Genomic DNA, 19,266 nt, shown 5'->3' with positions numbered 1-19,266 from the left:
ATAATGACGGCGCCATCAGTTTCATGGCGCAAGCCGCTTCATGAACCGGCTAGAAGACCCCACCCCAAAAGCCGCTGATCGATTTGAGCCGCAGTAACGAAGTCTAACCGGGTTCCCACTACAAGAAGCTCAAACCGCGCAAGACCGCTGATCGATACGGCCACGATCTTCAACGGTCTTGCCCAATGGAAGCCGCCCCAATGGAAATCGCCACGAACGGCCATACGACTAGCCATCTGATGACGTCACGGCGCTATGCGCCTCTCTTCTGGACGCAGTTCCTTTCCGCCTTCAACGACAATTTCCTCAAGAACACGCTGGTGTTCCTTATTCTGTTCACCCTGGCGGCGGACAAGCACTTGCATGGCGGATTGAAGCGTCGTCATGCGTATCCTAGTCCCTTCATGCGCTGATAGGGTCCGCTCCCACTGCTCGCACAATGGCGTGTCCACAGCCGGTATCAGGGCTGTTAGTGATCTTCACACGCGCACCAATGCGCCTTGTAGCAGTTCTTCTCCCTCGAGATGCAGCTATCGCCGCACGCCTTCCCGGCGGAGCACGTCTTGCAGCAGCCCTCGACCGGGATTGTCGACCAGGGTATTGCGGATCCGGGCGCATGACGATCGGCGCCGTCGGCATCAGAATGCCGGCAATCGCCGCAGCGGCGACGAGTCGAAACATGGTTGCCCCCTCACAAGGAAGGAGGATCAGAGCATTTGTGATGGCTCAAGTCGAGGGAGGTGCAAACGTGATGAAATGCAAGGTTTTCGCCACTGCCTCACGGTGGAGGGCTCTCCTTTCATCGTGACATCCAGCCGTCCGGCCCGTTGTCTGAGCGCATTGTCTCGTTGAGTTGCCGAAGCCGCTCTTTTCTCGCCGCCTCGGCCGCGGTCCGTAGCGGGTGAAGGGAAAAGCCTCGAGCTTGGAGGCAGAGGGTCACCGCCTTATGCCAGCGAGGCCCTCGCCGGGTCCACATTTTGAGCTGCTCAAGGGCTTCCTTCGCATTGTTGCAGCCATGCCTGACACCGCTTTCAGTCTTCACGAACACCGGAGGGACGAACCAATGGGTTGCCATGATACCTCCTACTCAGGGGAGAGATACACGTTGGCCTCCTTGGCAGCCGCCTCAAAGGCTTCACGGACCTCTTGGGGGGAGGCTTTGCCCTCGAACGCATCGACGCAGGATTGGACCGCCTTGGTCCACTTCGGGCCGTTTGTCTCCCACCCCATGAGTTCCTCGGCGGCTCCCTCGACGTGGCTGACCCCATTGCGAATGCCCGGACGTTTCGTCTTCACGTAGACCGGTGGAGAGAACCAGAGAGGACCCATAAGGGGGAACTTAGAGCGGCAAGAGCCCGCCGACCAACCCCGCTTTAGCCGCAGCTAAGGGAACGATGTAGGCCCTCGCGGGTTTAGAACTCGCAGCGGTCCTTCTTGGATGTGCAGCCGCTGTGGGGGTCCGTCGCCTTTCTCACGGGCGGCGGGCTCCTTTCGCGAAGGCGGTGTTGGTCAGAGAACCTTTACCGCAACTCAAGTTAGCTACTTGTCATTGGGGGGAGTAATGTCCCCTCCTCTTTTGCAGCAGCCAGGAATGCCTTACGGGCCTCCTCAGCTTCCATCTCGTCGAAAATCACGGCCATGCAAACGCGCACCGCGAGGTCCCGCCAAGGGCCACGCTTGGTCCACTTCATCAGCTCCTCGCCGGCTGCCTCGGCGTTGTTGACGTTGCGGATGATCCCGGGACGCTCGGTCTTGACGGGGACCGGAGGGTTGAACCAGTGGCGAACCATGAAGGGGCCTTTAGGGCGGCTAGCGGGTTTCCTCTCTATAAACCGGCTCAGCGATGAGGACGGCTAACCATTTGTTAGGGATGGTCTGAGTCCGTGACGGGTGTTTCCAAACGTTCATCGACGTTTATCCGAGCGGTCGGTACGAAGCCGGTATGCATCATCTTCCGGTGGGTGTCGCCCTAGTCATTTCGCTTGTAGTCGGTCTAGCCATTGCGGCGATCGCCTCAAAGGACCATTCGGAAATCTGCGGCATCCGATGCTTATTCGTCCTCGGCGAGAGCGTTAATGTGAGGGCGGTCACGCCAAGGCCGGAATGTCGAGAATGAATGGCAGCACACGGTCGCCATTGCCAGGTCACGGCAAGCGAAGTTGGCTGACAGCTACTCCTGGGCGTCGAAAGCCACGCAGAGGCCCATGGCAGTTGCTGCCTCGACGATTGCCTCGGTTAGTTCTTCGTCGGAGGCCACCAAATAAGGCGCAGTCTCCCGAGCTTCGCGTAGTGCCGCTTTGATCGAGACCGTGTCGCGACGGTCCGCCCTGTTGAGGAGTACAGTAATTGCTTGTTCTAGAAACGGACCGACCCTTCGCGCGACGCTCATCCAGCCCTCCCCAGGGACACGCCGAACGGTGACTCTACTCCCTACCTGAGCGGCATCAAGGCCATGTACGAATTGTACAAATTGGTACGGCGCTGGGCCGCGACAGTCAGGAATGTTTGTAGAATTTCTGTGGTGGGGGTCGGACACCGGCTCGCGAAGACCCCATGCTCCTCCTCGAATCCTATTGACGCGCCTCGAGCCGCCTTTCTCCCACAATCCCAGGTCGGTCTGTCCTGACGTACACCGCAGGGGAGAACCAATGGGTTGCCATGAGGCTATTCGCGGAGGTCGAACCCGACGAACAGGCCAAAGGCTGGGGCAACATTGACAATAAACTCCACCAGCTCGCAGTCAGTTTCCGCCAGATGTGGCCCGTCTCGGCGCACCGCTGCGATAGTCTCTTTGACGGAGATGATTTGGCCGCGACGGGCTTGTAAGATCAGCTCGTGAACAAGGTGTTTGGCAGTCACCTTGTCGGGTCGGCAGTTCGTCCAAACGTTCATACAAGGCCTCCCACCTCAGCGAGAACCCAAGGGGCATTCATGACCCACTGTCGGGAAAAATCAAGAAGAATGTTTGGTGGAAATTTCTGAGCGGGAACCAGAAAAAAGTACGGAGCGAGCCTCTGTACTCTTCCCGCTTTGACGCTCAGCCAGCCGGCTAGGGACCTTCTTCCGTCGGGGCCTGTTTGGCCCGATCAATAGCCGCAAGTAATGACTGTAGGGTTGGCGGCAGTTCTGGTTCGACCCCCAGATTTAAGAACGTTTGTACGTTATGACGATAGCCTTCGGAACGGATCAGTTTCCGAAACGCTTCGGAGACAGACTGATGGTCTGCTTTGTTGCTGGTCGTCATGTTCGGGAAGTCCGTCCCAATGAGCCGCAACTCGCCCGCAACGAATGGGTTCCATCAGGAGGTCGGAATATTTGGTAGAAATTTCTGAGCGGGAGATCGGATAACTGGCTCGCGCGAAGACCCCCCGTTGCTCGAGCGCATTACCTTCACCAACTACTTCGCGCGCGAGATTGCGTTGCCGGTCCGTCTCGACTTCGATGCCGATTTCCGAGACATGTTCGAGGTGCGCGGCACCACGCGTAGCCGTCGCGGTCGTGCCCCTGACGCGCTGATTGGTGAGGCAAGCGTCACATTTCGGTACGAAGGGCTCGATAATGTGGCGCGCCAGTCGGTCATTGCGTTTTCCGTGAAGCCGGATCAGGTGCATTCCAGTTACGCCGAGTTCCGCATTGTCGTGCCGAGCCGTGACCGCAGGATCCTCCATCTGGATGGTCGGTCACGGCGAAGAGATTCCATCCAGTGACCGGTTTCGTGCCGCCGCTGCGCGAGCGCGATGTGCGATTCGCTCAAAGCGCCGGCAAGGCGCCACCGTTTTCAGTTCCGGAAGTGTTCAATGACTGGCTGGCCCGCATACGTACCGACATCGCGCTCCTGACAACCGACCTCGAGACGGGACCATACCCGTATGCCGGCATTCCATGGTTCTCAACCGCCTTTGGTCGCGACAGAGTCATTTCCGCCTTGCAGATGCTCTGGCTCAATCCCGAGCTTGCCCGTGGCGTGCTGGCGTTTCTCGCCCGCTACCAATCGACCGAGACTTCCGTCTTCGGAGACGCGGAGCCAGGCAAGATCATGCACGAAACGCGCAAGGGCGAGATGGCCGTGCTTCGCGAGTTGCCGTTCGGCCGTTACTATGATGGCGTCGACACCACTCCGCTGTACATCTATCTGGCTTCGTCCTACGCCGACAGGACCGGAGATGAGGACTTTGTCGATCGCATTTGGGAATCACTGGGTGCTGCCACGGCTTGGATGGAAGAAGTCGGAGCCCGCAACGGGGAGGGGTTCGTTACCTACAGCAGGGCAGCGGATCGGGCCTCTTCAATCAGGGCTGGAAGGACAGTGCCGATGCGATCTTCCATACCGACGGCACTATTCCCAAGGGACCGATCGCCTTGGTCGAGGTGCAAGGTTACGTCTTCGCAGCATACCAACCGCGCTGAACGCTCGCACCTACCAAGCCGGACAGCGCTACTGGTCGCCGCATGTTGCACAGGAGCGGAAGAAGCTCGAACGCTGAGGCTTTACCCCAACGCCGAGATCAGCCGCTATGCGACGGCGATCAGCCGCATCCTTCACTCTCAAAAGCAATATGGCTCAACACCGGATAGTGCCGCATGAGCGAGGGAGCGAGCATGTCCGTCCGCGAAGCGGAACGGAATGGGGGTGTGGGCCTCAGGCCCCACGTCTTCCTTCTGTTGGCGCCGCGCGCGCGATGGCATTTCGAGGCAGTGGAGCGCATGCCCGATGACAGGTTCCTCGCGAGCACCAGGCCGCGCACGATGAGCCGCGCTCGCCGTCTGTCGACCTGGTTGCCGCCGTGCTTGAGCGCGAGTGGTGCCGGTGGCCTGAAGGTCGCAACGAATGAACCGCCGGCCCAGTTCAACTCGCGCGACGTCCTTCAAAGCTGGGGGGATCGATCTTAACCAAGCGGTCTGCGGCCTCGACCGCAGTTCGTATCCTGCTGCACAGCGCAAGATTTTCGGCCAGCATTTCTTCAGTGCGTTGAAGCGCGAGCTCGGTCCGGTGGATGCGCTGCCTGGCATTGGCAACTTCCGATGTCAAAAGATCGGCCGCCATCCCGTGGCCGTGGGGTTCCATAGTGTCCATGGGTTTCTAATACATGGGGGGCGATATCGTTCCCTGATGTCGGGCGAAACGGCGGGCCGCAGAAAAGCGCGATGGGCCGAATGACCAATGCGCTCCCTGTCAAAACAGCGGACGCTGAGGAAGATCACAAGGGAAGCACTAAACAAGGGAGCGCCTCTTCTTTGGTTCGGCCGATCGCTTCTAGTCAGCAGCCGCGGGCCAGCCGCATCGCCTGCAAAGCCAAATCGTACGTGATAGGCTGATCGCGCAGCCATGGTCCGAACTCGCCATGAGGCACTGACGCCTTGACCGCGAGCATCCTCTTGCCGAGTGCGATCAGTTCCTCGCGGCTGCGCTGGCGCTTGGTGAAGCCCTGCCGGCCCTTTTCAGCCTCGCTGGCGTCCGCCTTGGCCATCCGGGACCGAATAGTCTCCTTTGCGTTAGCGAGCTCTCCCGGAGGCGCCGGTAAGGATCCCAGCTAGCGCATGCCTCTGATGAACGCGGCCGCGCAGCTCATTGACGATCGCCATGTATGCGCCGAGCGGGATCGCGTCGAAAACCTCGAGCACGGCGGCCATGCCCTGCTCCACTAGGTCCGGACCGGCCAGCAGCAAGTCAGGCCGTCAGGCTGCTTTCTTCGGTGAGCGCGTGGTTCGCCGCGGCCCTCAGCCAGGACACACAGGACCAACCGTGCATGCTCAGCGCCATGATTGTCGATCAGCCGGCGGATGGAGCCGACGGCGCGCGTCTGGCCTTCTCTCGGATAGCGGCCCTTGGGGACGATCTCTACGTGGAATTCGCCACAGAGGGCAGCAACGCGCGGGTCGACGTCGGCTGTTGATCCGCGACTCCATCCTTCTCGCGCAAGAATCCAGCGTCTCCGAGCGATCGATGCACGATATTTGCACCATTCTAACGGCCGCTGCAAGAGTGATGCACGATGGACAGTGGTGGGGCACGCGTTGACGAGATGTCAAGCAGTCAGGATTTTCGCTTCCTTGGCGGCGTTGAGAAATGCCACGCGCGCTACCTCCGGTGCGCTGCCGCCGCCGAGCACCTTCATGCACGCCATGCGAGCCTGGATGCGGCGCCCGGTTTCTCCAATGGGCCAGCGGTAAAGCAGCATTTCGGCGGCTTCGCGGGTGCTCAAAACACTGACTTTGCCGGAGGACAGCAAAACGGTCACGGGCTCTTCGAACGTGCCGACGTCTCGTTCGCAGGTCATATGCTGGTCTCCTTTCGCAATCTCCCCAAGACCTTACGGGTGAACCATCCGTTCCGTTGCGTCACGTTTGGCCCGGTGGGCGAACATTCTGTGAGGATGGGACCTCGTCCAGAGCGCGGGCTTGATCGCTCAGACTAGACTCGCCAACCCGTTGCGGTCCTCAAATAGCGAGAACCGTCCTTATCGTTACGAGCCCGCTATGCCTTGGTCAGTTGCCGGCGCTGATATCGGAAACGAAGCGCGGAAGGGCACTCTGCCGCCCAGAGTAACCGGCCTGCACGGTGAAGACGAGAAGGACGCTCTTCCAAGCGCGGAGTTCGAATCCTCCCTCACCGCCATAAGTCATTGTTTACATCAATAAAAATACAAGAATAGGTTGGGCGCCCGCCATAAAGCCCGCCTACCGAAAACGGGGTATTCGCGGCACGTCAGCTTACGACACAAATATGCGGGGTTGATGTTTCGACCTGGTAGATGGCAGAGATCAACTTCGGCCTCGCTAAGCGAAGTCGTGGGGTTCATGCGACAGCGGAATCAGGATACGCGACGAGCACCCCGTGCCGGGTCAACCTCGCCGTCGGCAAGTACCGATCGGTGCGGAACCAAGTGGATTCACGCTTGTCGGCAGCGGACGCCGGCGGTGGCGATCAGCACCCGAGCAGGCTCCTCATTAGCGAGACAAACGTCCAGAGCGGAGGCCAATCTTGGCACGCGACCGCGCCATCCTGAACGACCGCTCTCCTCGGCTTAGTCAAGCATACCTGCGGAATGAAGCGCCTGGCCGGTGACAAATGAATCTCTGCTGGACCGGCGATGATATGGGGAGGCGCTCGCAAATCGCGCCCCACGCGCGGGTTGATCGGTTGATCAACATCAAAGCTTGAATATGAGAAATGCGCTAACTGTGACGGCGGTGGTCACCGTGGCTCGTGTGTCAGCAGATGTGGTAAGGTTGAGTGTCGGCGAGTGGCAGAGGTCCAGCAACAATGACTTTGAGACGAACCAGAGCTTACGGCGCATCCGGCTTGGTTCTAGCGGTTTGCACTGTGTTTGCTTGGCAGAACGCCACTGCCGCTCAAAATTGCAACGCAGCCGCGACGCCTGGCGTCAATTGGCACGAGTGTGACAAGAAGCTTCTCATCCTAGAAGGACAGGACCTGAGCGGAGCGAACCTGTTCGGTGTTGATTTCACTTCGACCGACCTCAGGAACAGCAATCTCGTTGCCGCAAATCTTGAGAAGGCAACGCTTGTGCGTGCTTCCCTGGCCGACTCGACCGCCAAAGGCGCCCGGTTCGACAGAATCGAGGCCTACAGGACCGACTTCAGCCGTATGGACGCGCAGGGCGCTGTGTTTGCGAGCGCGGAAATACAGCGCTCGAATTTCCAGGACGCCAATCTGACCAATGTTGATTTCACAAAGGCAGAATTGGGGCGTGCGCAGTTCCATGACGCCGATATCAGCGGCAGCCGCTTCTCGTTTGCCAATCTCGCACGGGCGGACTTCCGGGGAGCGACGTTCACCGCGCCGATAGACTTTGACCGCGCCTTTTTCTTTCTGACCCGTATCGAGGGCGTCGACCTTTCCAATTCGGTGGGTCTGTCCCAGTGGCAGCTCACCATGGCTTGCGGAGACGCCCGGACCGAGTTGCCTTCTGGCTTGACGAGGCCTGAAGATTGGCCCTGTCAATTCCAGCAGGAATAGTTGTCGGCAAGCGAACTGCGGCAATGCTGCACCCGACAGGATTTGAACCTGTAACTTCTGCCTTCGGAGGGCGCAGATCCTCCGCCAAGGTGGCACGTTTCTGCGGTATTGCTATTGGCGAAATCGCGGCCGAAGGGTGTTTGTGCCCCTTCCGTTCACCGCTACCGGTTCAATCGAACCGGTAGCTCCTGTCCGAATAAGTGGCAGCAACTCTTGTATCGTCGAGAATGACTACCATCGTCGTGATTATCATTCAGAAGCCTGGCACCAACGCGTCGATCATACTCGCCTCGCAGCACTTGAAATAGGCCGCGGCATCTTGGGGGGCTTAAGTGCCCCGGCCATCTTTGAATCTAGCGCAGGCCGACCTTATCGCGCGTTTTCACAAGCTGTGTCTACGCAAGGTAAGTCATAAGACAGCGGGTCGTCGAAGAACCCGCAGCGGTCGTGGCCAGACCTACACGGGCGCGTTCCTCAGGCAATGATCAAAGACGCATCTGAAGGGCTATGGAGAGGGCCAAACGACTGTTCCAATTTTGCAGCCTGTTGTTACCGGAGTGGGGGCCGTGCAGGTCGTGATCCCCAGATGAGCCAACTCGATGCAAATGGTCGTCGAACTTCTTGCCCGCCGCCTTGACGGCAAGCGCGGCCTGATCACCCTTCGCCTCCCGAATGACGGCCTCGATGCTCTGGCGGTTGATATGCGAGAAATAGCTGTCGCCGGTCGGCTCGAACCATTTCGCCATTTTCACCTCAAGAGCCTATCCAAGCCGCTCTGCGCCCTTGAAGAGCGGACCTCTGATGTCGAGGATCCCGACGTTGCCACGAATTGACAGCCGCTCGCCGTTGTCGGCGCGCGCAGCACGGTACGCCTCGAGCGCCTCAGGGGTCGGATCATTTTCGCGAGAAGCGATTTCGAGCAACTGCTCAATGCTCTCAGGCAGCATTGCCCAAGAGGCGGACATGGCACTGTCATAGGCTCGCATGCGTGATCTCCTTCGGTGACTGAGAATCGGTAAGCGCTATTTTCCCTGCACGTTGACGCGGGCGCTTTCGAGGGATGGCCTTCGAATCGGGAACGGTATCTGGTCTGATCAGGCTGCTGCTGCTTTGGCGAAGTTGAAGGGCAGCAGATCCTCGATGGCTGCGTTCTCGGGGCGCTGAGGTAGTTCAGTGAGGACGTGGCGCAGCCAGGCTAACGGCTCGACGCCACAGGCGCGGCAGGTCAACATCAGGCTGTAGATGACGGCGCTGGCCCTGGCTCCGTCGACGGTATCGCTGAACAGCCAACTTTTCCGGCCAGTGGCAAAGATTCTGATGTCACGCTCGAGAAGATTGTTGTCGATCGGCATGCTGCCGTCCTCGGTGTAACGAGTCAGATATCCCCATTGGTTCAGGTGACCTGCCACTGAATTTTCATCCGGCTGCAGTTAGAGCCTCGGCGGGTTTTACGCCGTATGGCGCGGGTTGAGCAACGGGTGATCGGCGGAGCTGGTCGGGGTTGCGCAGCCGATCGTCCGTTGCGGTGAGATTGGCGGCATAGGCCGCAGGCGTGATGTATCCGAGCGCCGAATGTGGGCGCGATCGGTTGTAGTCGTCTGCCCATTCGGCGATGGTTGTTCGGGCATGGTCGAGGCCGAGGAACAGGGTTTCGTTCAGCAACTCGTCGCGCATCCGCCCGTTGAAGCTTTCGCAGAAGCCCGTTCTGCATCGGCTTGCCCGGCGCGATGAAGTGCCATTCCACCTGATGATCCTTCGACCAGGCGAGGATCGCGTTCGAGGTGAACTCGGTCACGTGGTCAGAGACGATCATGCCCGGCTTGCCGCGCCGGGCGATCAGTTCCGTCAGTTCACGCGCCAGCCGGCGGCCGGAGATCGAGGTGTCCGGGATCGCAGCCAAACATTCGCGCGTCACGTCGTCGACGATGTTGAGGACGCGGAAGCGCCGGCCGCAGCCGAACTGGTCATGGACGAAATCCAGCGACCAGCGCGCGTTCGGCTTCGCCTGAACCAGGATCGGTGCCCGCGTTCCTACCGCTCGGCGCCTGGAGCGTCGCTTGCGCACGGCCAGTCCTTCTTCGCGGTATAGCCGGTAGATGCGGTTGATACCCGATGCCTCGCCTTCGCGCCTGAGCAGAATGAACAGGCGTCGATAGCCGAAGCGGCGGCGCTCGTTGGCGAGGTCGCGTAACCTTGTGCGCAGCTCCGTCTCCGGCGGACGCCGGGACCGATAGCGGACCATCTTGCGATCAGCACCGACGAAGGAACAGGCCCGACGCTCCGACACGCCCATGGCGGCCTGCAGATGCGCGACGGCTTCGCGCTTGGCGGCGGGCCCTACCATTTTTTTGAAAGAAGCTCGCGCAGGGCCGACGCTTCCAGCATCTGGTCGGCGAGCAGCTTCTTCAGCTTCGCGTTATCGTCTTCCAAGGCTTTCAGCCGTTTGGCATCGGAGACGTCCATCCCGCCATACTTCGCCTTCCAGTTATACAGCGTCGCCTCGGAGATCCCATGCTTGCGCGCCAGGTCGCCCGCCTTTGCCCCCGCTTCGTGCTCACGCAGAACCGCGATGATCTGCTCTTCCGTAAACCGCTTTCTCTTCATCAGTCCGTCCTTCAATCGAGGCCGGACTCTAATCTCAGATGAAGGAAATTACCCGTGGCAGGTCACCACCGCCCAAGGGCATGAAGCGGCCAGCGACGCAATGGGTCAAGCCGGGGATCAAAGCCCGCGTGAAGCACCTCAGGGGCGAGGAAGACTTACGACACGCCTCGCTGCAGGATTTTTGGGATGAAGACTAGAACGCCGTTTGTGTCTCGAAGGCGCGACAACGCAAAGTTCACCGGCCCGGCCAGCGCCGACTATTTGACAAGCGCGCAAATGGCGTATGCTGTCAGCGTCCAAGCTGTTGGGGACGTAGCGGCTACATGCGCTTGTGCTACCCACCCTGGAGCTGGGGAAGTAACCGGCAAGCTCCTAGAAATTAGAGCATTTGAATTTGATGCGCTGGCACCGCCACCTATGACGACTTTTGGCTTGGGACACCAAGCCTGTGCGGATTTGTCTGGGCTTGTATCACTCGCGCTTGCATACTGGGTGATTTCCCAACCGCCGACGGCGTCCTTCCCCGCCGGACCCTCAGCCCCCATTGCACCTTTAGGTCCCTGCTTGCCGGGAAGACCTTGTGGACCGACCGGCCCTTGGGGCCCTGGGGGGCCCGCCGTTGTGCAACCTGCAAGGAGGGCGACGCATGCTAGAATGGTAATAATCCTCATGACCACCTCCCCGGTTTCCCGGTGAGTTGACGACAAAAAACATTCGCCAAATCAACCGAATGTACCACCACGCGATTGTCGTGGATAGGAACGCGATCGGCGGCCAACGGAACGTCGCATATGCGCCGTGACGACGGGCGGCCAGCAATCGTGGCGTAGAGTGTTGACGCGCCTTCCTTGCGCTAGGGCGGTCGGGTCGTTTCGGCGCTCTGATCATCCGCTCCTTAGAGAAATGCTTCGCGATCAGCACCGTGTTCAAAGCAGAACCAATGCGATGGTTTCCTAGGTTTGGCGAAACCCCATCCTGCATTCTTGCCGCAGCCGGGATGCTCGCACCTATGGTGCTGAATGCCGGGGCGCGTGACAGGCTCCATTGCACCGGGAAGGCGGATCAGCTCGTCGCTCATTGGCCAGTTTCTTTGCTCAGATTTGGTTGAAAGATTCCATAGCCGGTCTTGACGATCAAGGAAACGGTTCCTTTCTGTTCTCATGCCGGAACAACCAGAAAAGTGGCCGAGAGGCGCCCCATGGACGCTGATGCATGCCCACAATGCGGGACAAGTGGCTCGCATCAGCTGCGGCCACTGCAACGTCAAGCGCTTCTACAGGCCGCTGGAACTGCGGGAAGTGATCGGCAACGTCACCATTGATCAGGTGCCCGCCAAAGTCCGATGCGAAAAATGCGGCCGCAAGGAATCGATGCGGGCGGAACTGTTCCACCCTGTCGGTAAGGAATTGGAGACCATCCGTTTCCGTCGCCTTGTCGAAATCAGGTGGGAGCGACGCGTGATTTGGAAAGATGAGCTGTGACCGATACTTTGCCCTGCCGAGTGCCTCATCGATAGCGCCTTCTGTATGACCGGGACTTGCCGACGGGCTTTGAGCTGCCGAACCGGTCACGCCTCAGCTTCGCTTTCGCGAGCTCGGCGGCTATGTAGGCGGCTGACTCCTCAGTTGCTCGCCGGGTCTTTTCCCGTAACCGCTCCAATTCTTCGGGCGCGAGGCCAGAAGCTTGTGGGCTAGCTGGGGTCGAGCTAAATCCCGGCGCCGTAGCGGGCCGCATCCATGTCGCAAAGGCAGGCTTGATATTCAAAATCTCGCTGCAGGACGGAAACCTGCTGCATCCCCAGAACTGCCGGCCGGCAAATCTCCCCTGCTTGGCCGTGCGAAGCTTCATTGGCGCAGCGCATTGTGGACACTGCAGCCAGGCAATTTGTCGGGAGACTGACTGCACGCTGGGCACCGTAGGCTCGTCCCCGGTTCTCAGATTCGCCCGATTCCGAAGCGGAAGCAGCGTCCCGGAAGGCTCGTCCAGGCAGTTCCCGATAGGGGAGATCATGTCCGGCGAGGGAACTGCCTGCTTGTCGAGAGGAAGCCGGACCGAAGCCAGCCCGTCAAGGCCGCAGCCGCTTCGCGGTGGCGTGTGCCGCGCCAGCCTTGACCGGCAGTTTTCGGCTCGGCGGCCGCTTTGGACGCAGGCAAGCCTCCGGCACGAGCGAGACGGCTCCACCCCTCGGGGTGCTTTACTCCGGCAGTTCGTCGCCCCTGATCGGTGCCTTCCCTTTGCCGGCCCGCTTCAGGATGTCCAGCGCCTTAGGGATGTCGGCACGGGCAGCGCGTTCCTGAAAGTAGCTTTCCGTGCGCAGCGCCGAAAGCTTCTCAGCGACTGCCACATTAATGAACTGGTTGAGCGGCACGCCCTCGCTCTCCGCCACCTTGCGCGCCTCATCGAGAAGCGAGAGCTGAAGCCGCAGTGCGAAATTGCTTCTCCTCATGTCTTTCTCTCCAATCGTCTCAGCGCCTCACCCGGCGACAGGACCATTATACTGAAGCGCTCGGCCACCTTGCCGAAGTCGCGCAGGTTGAACGTCACTATAGCATCCGCCCGTCCGTTTACCGCAGCTTCCAGCACCATGTCGTCGTTCGGGTCGCGAACGGCGGGTCCCAGAGGAAGAGAAGGCGAACCGGCTCGGCGACGGCCGCCACGGCATCTAGCAACGCGTTCACATCCTCAGCCGACAGGCCAGAAGCCTCAAGGTGCTCGGGCCTCGTCATGACCGCCTCGTACTCGATCATCAACGTCACCGAAGCGATGAGCGTCAGCCGGCGCTCCAAAGCCGCCACCAACAGTTGGCGCGAGGCACCAGCGTCACTTCGGATCGCAGCCACCATGGTCGCCGTATCGAGAAGCAGTCTCATGCAGGCATATTGGATATCGCGTGCGATATTGCAAGAGGACGGAGCTTTTGTTAATTTGGCCCGGCTTCGGAATTCCAAATCGCAGCGCGCAAGTATTTGCACGCCACACTACGGCCGCGCGGCAACTGAACTTGTCTTGCCGATCATCACGCCGCTCAATGCCCTTGATCTACACAGAAGAGCGGGCATGCCATGGTGGACGAGGCCAAACCTGGGAACGACAGCGCAAGCCACGATTACAGGGCTGACATGTCGGCACGAGACATGGCTGAACGAGCCGTCCTGTCGATCGCCCGTTTGTTGGGTCGGCAGGTTGCTCGGGAGCATTTCGAGGAATTGCAGGCGGCCAACGACAACAATGTTCGTCCTCTTGAGAAGACACCGTCAGAAGGGGAGGGTGAGGATGGCGGCGGACAATAGCAAAGAGAGGAAGAGGAGCGGTTCATGACCCGTGTCGCGCTGTATGCTCGTTACTCATCCGACAACCAGCGCGAAGCCTCTATCGAGGATCAGCTGAGGCTTTGCCGAGAGCACGCGGCCAGGGAGAAGTGGACTGTCGTTGGGACCTACGCCGACGCCGCCGTATCCGGTGCAAGCATCATCCTTCGACCAGACATCAAGCGGCTTCTAGCCGATGCTCAAAGCGGGCAATTCGAGATCGTTCTAGCCGAGGCACTCGATCGCCTGTCACGCGACCAGGAAGACGTGGCCGGCCTCTTCAAGCGGCTGCGCTTTGCAGGTGTCAGGATCGTCACTCTCTCCGAGGGCGCCGTAGACGAACTGCACGTGGGCCTGAAAGGAACGATGAACGCGTTGTTCCTGCGCGATCTTGCCGCCAAGATCAGGCGGGGCCAAAGCGGCCGCATATTGAACGGCTACAACGCCGGCGGCCTCTCCTACGGCTATCGCGTGGTCAAAAAGCTCGATGAACGCGGCGAACCGATCCGCGGTCTGCGCGAGATCGATGAGTATCAAGCCGAGGTCGTGCGTCGGATTTTTCGGGAATTCGCGGCTGGTCAATCGGCGCGTACGATAGCTGCAGGCCTCAACAGGGAAGGTATCCCATCACCCTTTGGGGGTGCGTGGGGCGCCTCGACCATCAATGGCAATCTCAAGCGGAAAAGCGGCTTTCTCTACAACGAAGCCTATATCGGGCTGCTCGTCTTCAATCGTCTCCAAATGCGCAAGGATCCCGAGACTGGGAAGCGCATCTCGCGGCCGAATCTGCCGGAAACCTGGCAGGTCGTTGAAGTGCCGCATCTGCGTATCATCGACGATGAGCTGTGGGATGCAGTGCAAGCCCGCAAGAAGCTTTATGGAGGCATGAAACTCCATCACCGCCGACGGCCGAAGCACATGTTCTCGGGGCTCGTGCGGTGCGGCTGCTGTGGCGCTTCCTATACGGTGAAGAACAGGGACCAGCTTGCTTGTGCCGCGCACCGTGAGAAAGGCACTTGTACCAATAACAGAACGATCCGTGTTGGCGAGCTTGAGAAGCGTGTGCTGGAAGGCATCCAGCGGCGCTTGCTGGCGCCAGATGCCATTGCGGGCTTCCTTGCTGAATATCATGCTGAGCATAAGCGACTGAACGCCATGAACCGCGAGCGGCAAAGGGAAGTCGAAAGGCGGCATGCCGGCATCGACAGGCAGATCGCTAACATCGTCGATGCCATCGCTGAAGGTGTCGCGACGACCAGCATGAAATCGAAGCTACTGGACCTAGAGCGCGAAAAGGAGAATCTAGCCCGAGAGCTTCAGGCGATGGCGGCCGCGGAAAGCATTGTGGAGTTTCATCCGGCAGCGGTGACGATTTACCGTCGGCAAGTATCCGAGCTCCAGGACGCGTTGCAATCCGATGAGTGTGAGCGGCACGAAGCGGCGAGGATCATCCGCTCACTGGTCACAGGGATCGAGATCATTCCGACGGAGGGTAGGGGACAGGTTGAACTGAAAGTCCGCGGTGCGCTGGCGGAGCTTCTCAACCTGCCAAATCGTAAACCAGGAACAGCGCCTAACGCTGCAGTGATGGTAGCGGGAGAGCGCTACCGCTTTTCCCCCCACTCGGACAGCATGCGATATTGTCTACAGTGTCGGGCGTGATGGGCCTGTCTCGGTGCTGCAAAGACCGGTAGGGAATGGGAGAGTACCAAGGTATCGGCGATACCAACGTCCAATAGAGCCGACCGACACTTACTGGCCTCATGGGTTGATGCTGTCTCGACGCGAGCATCTTTGACCAAATTATGAGGAGGTACAGATGTCACCATTATCTTCAATGTCCACCCGCCGGGAAGTTCTTGCGGCATCCGCCGCAGGGGCTATTGCAATGATTACCTCGGCGGGTGTCGCCGGGGCGATTTCGACGAGTGGCGGATCTGCCGCCATCCGCCCGTTCCGTATCCACGTTGCGGACGCGGATCTCGTCGACCTCAAGCAGCGTCTCAAAGCCACGCGTTGGCCCGAGCGCGAGACGGTGAACGACACCACCCAAGGCGTTCGGCTCGCGACGATGCAGGCGCTCGCGCATTATTGGGAGACCGAATACGATTGGCGCAAATGCGAGGCCTATCTGAACGGCTTGCCGCAGTTCGTTACCGAGATCGACGGGCTTGATATCCACTTCATCCACATTCGCTCGAAGCATGCGAACGCGCTGCCGATCATCGTTACCCATGGGTGGCCCGGGTCGATCATCGAGCAGTTGAAGATCATCGGCCCCCTGACCGATCCGACGGCCCACGGGGGCAGCGCCACCGACGCCTTCGACGTGGTCATCCCGTCGCTGCCGGGCCACGGCTTCTCAGGGAAGCCGACGGCGGCCGGCTGGGATCCGATCCGGATCGCGCGGGCCTGGAGCGAACTGATGACGCGCCTGGGTTACACGCGGTATGTGGCGCAGGGGGGGATTGGGGGAATACCGTCACCGAGCAGATGGCGCTGCAGACGCCGCCGGGCCTGATCGCAATCCACACGAACATGCCGGCCACGTTGCCGGACGACGTCTCGAGTGCGCTCGCGGCGGGCGGCCCTGCGCCCTCCGGTCTGTCGGCCGACGAACGCTATGCCTGGGATCAACTCGACTTCTTTTGGAAGCATGGGCTGGCCTACGCCCAGGAGATGGCGAATCGGCCGCAGACGCTGTACGCGCTGGCCGATTCACCTATCGGCCTCGCAGCATGGATGCTCGACCACGATGCACGCAGCTACGACCTGATCGCCCGCGTCTTTGACGGAAACTCCGAGGGTCTGTCCAAGGAAGACGTCGTCGACAACATCGCGCTCTACTGGCTGACCAACACTGCGGTCTCGTCGGCGCGCCTCTACTGGGAAAGCAAACTAGCTTTCTTCGCGCCGAAAGGCGTGCCGCTCCCCACCGCCGTGAGTGCATTCCCGGACGAGATCTACACAGCGCCGCGGAGCTGGACGGAGAAGACGTATCCCAAGCTGATCCACTACAACCGGCTCCCGAAAGGCGGTCACTTCGCGGCATGGGAACAGCCGCAGGTTTTCACCAACGAGCTCAGGGCCGCGTTCAGGTCGCTGCATAGCGCCTGACCCCTGCCAGTGCAGACCTGCCCGCGCCCTCAGCTCAGGGCAGGTCTGCGCGCCGACCCGCCCCCCGTAGGCGGGCTGCCGCTTCTCCTTCATGATGTCGTGGTCGCCGATGATCGTCACGCGCGGACGCTTTATCTTTGAAATCTCCGCCGAAAATCGGGGCCTTGCCTCCGCCCAACGACCGACGTTAACAGAAAAAACCCTTAGACCGATACCAAGGTGGACACCTCGAACTACCGGCAGTTCCAGAGTGGGTGGTGCGACAATGAGGTTGCGAACAGCCTGACGCGCGGCGGGGGCTGGATTTCGGTCGTTGGGGCTGATGCTGGTTGCCGATTTCGGCATCGCGGCGGCGTTTTCCGCCGCTCTCGCCGTCAGGCGAACGCAGTTCGCCCTTGGTGCCAGACGAAGCGGGTGAGATTGTAGGCGAGGTTGGCCATGCCGATCTTGGTGCAGGCGCGAGCGATGCCGATCGTGCGGACAAACAGGCCCATGCGGGATTTCTGCTGCGCGAAGACGTGCTCGACGAAAGCGCGGATCTTTGAGCGCCGGCCATTGGCCCGTGCCATCGCCTCGCTCATCGGCCGGCCTTTCGGCTTCTTGTGATGAATGTCGGAGACGTAGCCGTTCTTGTCCAGCCACGCCTCATTCTTCTTCGAGCGATAGGCGGTGTCGGCCCATACCGTCGAGCCGGTGTTGTTCTTGTCCAGCACGTTGCGAAGCTGCGCCCCGTCCCAAGCCGAGGCGCCGGTGACGTTCCAGCCGCGGATGAAGCCGTGGCGGCGATCGATCGAGGCATGGTTTTGTAGCCGAAGGCGGGAACGGCGATATCGCGCTGCTTCGTCTTTCCCTCCTCATCGGCCTTGGCCTTCGAGAACTTCACGGTCCAGCGCGCGTCCCGGTCCTTCTGGCGCAGCTTGGCTGGTTTCTTCTGCCACTCGTCCGGCACCTTTCCTGCCTTGATGTCAGCCTTTTCAGCATCGGAATTGCGTTGCTTCGGCGCCGCCACGATCGTGGCATCCACGATCTGGCCACCCATCGCCAGATAACCGGTCTTGGTGAGGTGCTTGTCAAAACGGGCGAACAGGTTGTCCACCGCCCGGGCCTGCGTGAGGTGCTCCCTAAACAACCAGATCGTCTTGGCGTCGGGCACCTTGTCGCCGAGCCCCAACCCGAGGAAACGCATGAAGGAAAGCCGGTCTTGGATCTGAAACTCGGTCTGATCGTCCGAGAGACTGTAGAGCGCCTGCAGAACCAGGACCTTGAACATCATCACCACATCAAAGGGCGGCCGGCCGCCTTTGGCGCCATCGGAGCGCTTCAGCGCCTTGGCCAGCGGTTTCCGGAAAACCTCCCAAGGCACCACCGCGTTCAGCTTCTCCAGTGGATCGCCGGCCGCGCTCAGCCGGACATAACGCTCGTCAATGTCCCAGAATCCAGCCTGGCCTCGCATCCAACGCCTGCGTGCAAATCACCAGGCGAAGTGAATCAAAATGCGGTCTCGATTGCCAGGTTTTTCGAGGTGTCCGACCTGCTTTTCCGATGCCGTAATCTACAGCGGTTCGGCGGGCGACGAGATTCGCAAATGGCTGCGCGCTCAGATTTGCGAGGGCCTTGATGGCAAAATGGTCACAGAGCAGCGCTGCGAAATAAGCCGCAAAGCTAATCATCGGGCCACCATTTTTGTGGCCGAAAGTCTCGGTAGCAAGATGCTGTCTGATGCGCTGCTGTCGATTTGGAAGTTCGCCGACGACCCCGGCAAGGCGAGAATTGAGGAACAGCTCGGCAATGTCCAGATGGTGTTCATCGCCAAAGACAGCTCGGCCTTACCATCGTGATTGTCGCGCATGACCTCGCAATCGTGCGCGAAGTCTGTTCGGACGTGACTGTGATGTATCTCGGCCGCATCGCCGAAGCTGGCGTGGCACGGCCGCTGTTTCGCGAACCCGCCCATCCGTACAGCCAGGGCTGCTGTCCGCAGTTCCTTCGCCTGACCCGCGCATTGAGGCCGACCGCCGCCGCATCATCCTCGCAGGCGACCCGCCGAGCCCGAGCAATCCACCGCCGGGCTGCCGGTTCAACACGCGCTGTCCGGTGGCGATGAATATCTGCCGGTTGGACGAGCCCCAACTGCGTCCCGTTCCTCATGGCGGCGTCGCCGCCTGCCATCTGGCTGAGAGTGATCACCGCCGGTGATCCGACAACGAATGGCAGTTGGTCTTCCGAGAATAACGTTAAGCGCCGTCTGCCGGCGTC

General features: G+C 60.2%; 25 protein-coding genes and 4 pseudogenes. 11 read left to right on the top strand and 18 right to left on the bottom strand.

The window, feature by feature from the left end; translation table 11 throughout:
* Nucleotides 1–200 precede the first annotated feature (200 nt).
* Nucleotides 201–413 carry a hypothetical protein gene (locus NKI16_RS28135; protein WP_352579517.1) on the top strand — a complete coding sequence of 71 codons (213 nt, stop codon included), beginning with the start codon at nt 201–203 and terminating at the stop codon, nt 411–413.
* Nucleotides 414–1,083: 670 nt separating this feature from the next.
* Here the strand turns inward: NKI16_RS28135 and NKI16_RS28130 are convergent.
* The 4 genes from NKI16_RS28130 to NKI16_RS28115 form a co-directional block, all read right to left on the bottom strand.
* On the bottom strand, nt 1,084–1,329 hold the full coding sequence (locus NKI16_RS28130; protein WP_352816284.1) for a DUF982 domain-containing protein: 246 nt from the start codon (nt 1,327–1,329) through the stop codon (nt 1,084–1,086).
* Between the two features lie 206 nt (nt 1,330–1,535).
* Nucleotides 1,536–1,790 (bottom strand): DUF982 domain-containing protein, encoded by a 255-nt coding sequence (locus NKI16_RS28125; protein ID WP_352816282.1) that lies wholly within the window; start codon nt 1,788–1,790, stop codon nt 1,536–1,538.
* Nucleotides 1,791–2,170: 380 nt separating this feature from the next.
* Nucleotides 2,171–2,389 carry a hypothetical protein gene (locus tag NKI16_RS28120; RefSeq protein ID WP_352469336.1) on the bottom strand — a complete coding sequence of 73 codons (219 nt, stop codon included), beginning with the start codon at nt 2,387–2,389 and terminating at the stop codon, nt 2,171–2,173.
* Between the two features lie 275 nt (nt 2,390–2,664).
* Nucleotides 2,665–2,892, bottom strand: coding sequence for a hypothetical protein (locus NKI16_RS28115; protein WP_352457911.1), 228 nt, complete (start codon nt 2,890–2,892; stop codon nt 2,665–2,667).
* 479 nt (nt 2,893–3,371) lie between these two features.
* Here NKI16_RS28115 and NKI16_RS28110 point away from each other — a divergent pair, with 479 nt between their 5' ends.
* Nucleotides 3,372–3,707, top strand: a complete 336-nt coding sequence (locus NKI16_RS28110) for a glycogen debranching N-terminal domain-containing protein (protein WP_352816280.1) — start codon at nt 3,372–3,374, stop codon at nt 3,705–3,707.
* Nucleotides 3,704–4,585 carry an amylo-alpha-1,6-glucosidase gene (locus tag NKI16_RS28105; RefSeq protein WP_352923962.1) on the top strand — a complete coding sequence of 294 codons (882 nt, stop codon included), beginning with the start codon at nt 3,704–3,706 and terminating at the stop codon, nt 4,583–4,585. The genes NKI16_RS28110 and NKI16_RS28105 overlap by 4 nt, the downstream gene beginning before the upstream one ends.
* Before the next feature lie 261 nt (nt 4,586–4,846).
* On the opposite strand, the gene NKI16_RS28100 is transcribed toward NKI16_RS28105, so the two are convergent.
* The 3 genes from NKI16_RS28100 to NKI16_RS28090 all read right to left on the bottom strand — a co-directional run bounded on the left by NKI16_RS28100 (nt 4,847) and on the right by NKI16_RS28090 (nt 5,631).
* On the bottom strand, nt 4,847–5,044 hold the full coding sequence (locus NKI16_RS28100) for a hypothetical protein (RefSeq protein WP_352923960.1): 198 nt from the start codon (nt 5,042–5,044) through the stop codon (nt 4,847–4,849).
* Between the two features lie 214 nt (nt 5,045–5,258).
* A complete protein-coding gene (locus tag NKI16_RS28095) occupies nt 5,259–5,468 on the bottom strand; it encodes a hypothetical protein (RefSeq protein WP_352466276.1) in 210 nt (69 codons plus the stop codon).
* A 25-nt stretch (nt 5,469–5,493) separates the two neighbouring features.
* Nucleotides 5,494–5,631: a hypothetical protein gene (locus tag NKI16_RS28090; protein WP_352624651.1), complete on the bottom strand. Its 138-nt coding sequence runs from the start codon at nt 5,629–5,631 to the stop codon at nt 5,494–5,496.
* A gap of 116 nt (nt 5,632–5,747) precedes the next feature.
* Here NKI16_RS28090 and NKI16_RS28085 point away from each other — a divergent pair, with 116 nt between their 5' ends.
* Nucleotides 5,748–5,894, top strand: a complete 147-nt coding sequence (locus tag NKI16_RS28085) for a hypothetical protein (protein WP_352579519.1) — start codon at nt 5,748–5,750, stop codon at nt 5,892–5,894.
* A gap of 132 nt (nt 5,895–6,026) precedes the next feature.
* Here the strand turns inward: NKI16_RS28085 and NKI16_RS28080 are convergent, their stop codons facing one another.
* The gene (locus NKI16_RS28080) at nt 6,027–6,239 is read right to left on the bottom strand and encodes a DUF982 domain-containing protein (RefSeq protein WP_352923957.1); all 213 of its coding nucleotides are present in this window, start codon (nt 6,237–6,239) and stop codon (nt 6,027–6,029) included.
* A gap of 1,025 nt (nt 6,240–7,264) precedes the next feature.
* Between NKI16_RS28080 and NKI16_RS28075 the strand changes: the two genes are divergently transcribed.
* Nucleotides 7,265–7,981 (top strand): pentapeptide repeat-containing protein, encoded by a 717-nt coding sequence (locus NKI16_RS28075; RefSeq protein WP_352923955.1) that lies wholly within the window; start codon nt 7,265–7,267, stop codon nt 7,979–7,981.
* Between the two features lie 485 nt (nt 7,982–8,466).
* On the opposite strand, the gene NKI16_RS28070 is transcribed toward NKI16_RS28075, so the two are convergent.
* From NKI16_RS28070 to NKI16_RS28050, 5 genes and pseudogenes are all read right to left on the bottom strand, one after another.
* Entirely contained in the window at nt 8,467–8,727 is a 261-nt protein-coding gene (locus tag NKI16_RS28070; RefSeq protein WP_352579522.1) for a hypothetical protein, read from the bottom strand.
* 15 nt (nt 8,728–8,742) lie between these two features.
* Nucleotides 8,743–8,967 carry a hypothetical protein gene (locus tag NKI16_RS28065; protein WP_352923953.1) on the bottom strand — a complete coding sequence of 75 codons (225 nt, stop codon included), beginning with the start codon at nt 8,965–8,967 and terminating at the stop codon, nt 8,743–8,745.
* A gap of 108 nt (nt 8,968–9,075) precedes the next feature.
* Nucleotides 9,076–9,381, bottom strand: a pseudogene (locus tag NKI16_RS28060) (IS66 family transposase); the annotation flags it as partial.
* A gap of 16 nt (nt 9,382–9,397) precedes the next feature.
* Nucleotides 9,398–10,585 (bottom strand): annotated as a pseudogene (locus tag NKI16_RS28055) (IS3 family transposase).
* An 895-nt stretch (nt 10,586–11,480) separates the two neighbouring features.
* Nucleotides 11,481–11,663: a hypothetical protein gene (locus tag NKI16_RS28050; RefSeq protein ID WP_352579524.1), complete on the bottom strand. Its 183-nt coding sequence runs from the start codon at nt 11,661–11,663 to the stop codon at nt 11,481–11,483.
* A 130-nt stretch (nt 11,664–11,793) separates the two neighbouring features.
* Between NKI16_RS28050 and NKI16_RS28045 the strand changes: the two genes are divergently transcribed.
* Nucleotides 11,794–12,066, top strand: a complete 273-nt coding sequence (locus NKI16_RS28045) for a hypothetical protein (RefSeq protein ID WP_352579525.1) — start codon at nt 11,794–11,796, stop codon at nt 12,064–12,066.
* A gap of 25 nt (nt 12,067–12,091) precedes the next feature.
* On the opposite strand, the gene NKI16_RS28040 is transcribed toward NKI16_RS28045, so the two are convergent.
* From NKI16_RS28040 to NKI16_RS28025, 4 genes are all read right to left on the bottom strand, one after another.
* Entirely contained in the window at nt 12,092–12,595 is a 504-nt protein-coding gene (locus NKI16_RS28040; protein WP_502897629.1) for a topoisomerase DNA-binding C4 zinc finger domain-containing protein, read from the bottom strand.
* 184 nt (nt 12,596–12,779) lie between these two features.
* Nucleotides 12,780–13,031 (bottom strand): toxin-antitoxin system HicB family antitoxin, encoded by a 252-nt coding sequence (locus tag NKI16_RS28035; protein WP_352579526.1) that lies wholly within the window; start codon nt 13,029–13,031, stop codon nt 12,780–12,782.
* Nucleotides 13,028–13,171 carry a hypothetical protein gene (locus tag NKI16_RS28030; protein ID WP_352923950.1) on the bottom strand — a complete coding sequence of 48 codons (144 nt, stop codon included), beginning with the start codon at nt 13,169–13,171 and terminating at the stop codon, nt 13,028–13,030. Before NKI16_RS28030 ends, NKI16_RS28035 begins: the two co-directional genes overlap by 4 nt.
* Entirely contained in the window at nt 13,150–13,455 is a 306-nt protein-coding gene (locus tag NKI16_RS28025) for a PIN domain-containing protein (protein WP_352923948.1), read from the bottom strand. Before NKI16_RS28025 ends, NKI16_RS28030 begins: the two co-directional genes overlap by 22 nt.
* 192 nt (nt 13,456–13,647) lie before the next feature.
* Here NKI16_RS28025 and NKI16_RS28020 point away from each other — a divergent pair, with 192 nt between their 5' ends.
* From NKI16_RS28020 to NKI16_RS28010, 3 genes and pseudogenes are all read left to right on the top strand, one after another.
* Nucleotides 13,648–13,875, top strand: a complete 228-nt coding sequence (locus NKI16_RS28020) for a hypothetical protein (protein WP_352923946.1) — start codon at nt 13,648–13,650, stop codon at nt 13,873–13,875.
* 24 nt (nt 13,876–13,899) lie between these two features.
* Nucleotides 13,900–15,555: a recombinase family protein gene (locus tag NKI16_RS28015; RefSeq protein WP_352923944.1), complete on the top strand. Its 1,656-nt coding sequence runs from the start codon at nt 13,900–13,902 to the stop codon at nt 15,553–15,555.
* A gap of 157 nt (nt 15,556–15,712) precedes the next feature.
* A pseudogene (locus tag NKI16_RS28010) lies at nt 15,713–17,010 on the top strand (epoxide hydrolase family protein).
* 374 nt (nt 17,011–17,384) lie between these two features.
* Here the strand turns inward: NKI16_RS28010 and NKI16_RS28005 are convergent.
* Nucleotides 17,385–18,463 (bottom strand): annotated as a pseudogene (locus NKI16_RS28005) (IS5 family transposase).
* A gap of 40 nt (nt 18,464–18,503) precedes the next feature.
* On the opposite strand from NKI16_RS28005, the gene NKI16_RS28000 reads away from it, so the two are divergent.
* The gene (locus NKI16_RS28000) at nt 18,504–18,848 is read left to right on the top strand and encodes a hypothetical protein (protein WP_352816266.1); all 345 of its coding nucleotides are present in this window, start codon (nt 18,504–18,506) and stop codon (nt 18,846–18,848) included.
* A gap of 34 nt (nt 18,849–18,882) precedes the next feature.
* A complete protein-coding gene (locus NKI16_RS27995; protein WP_352816414.1) occupies nt 18,883–19,206 on the top strand; it encodes an oligopeptide/dipeptide ABC transporter ATP-binding protein in 324 nt (107 codons plus the stop codon).
* Nucleotides 19,207–19,266: the final 60 nt, after the last annotated feature.

It is taken from the genome of Mesorhizobium sp. M0698, from assembly GCF_040320455.1.
Classification (GTDB): Bacteria; Pseudomonadota; Alphaproteobacteria; order Rhizobiales; family Rhizobiaceae; genus Mesorhizobium.
This window is presented reverse-complemented; position numbering and strand designations above follow the sequence as displayed.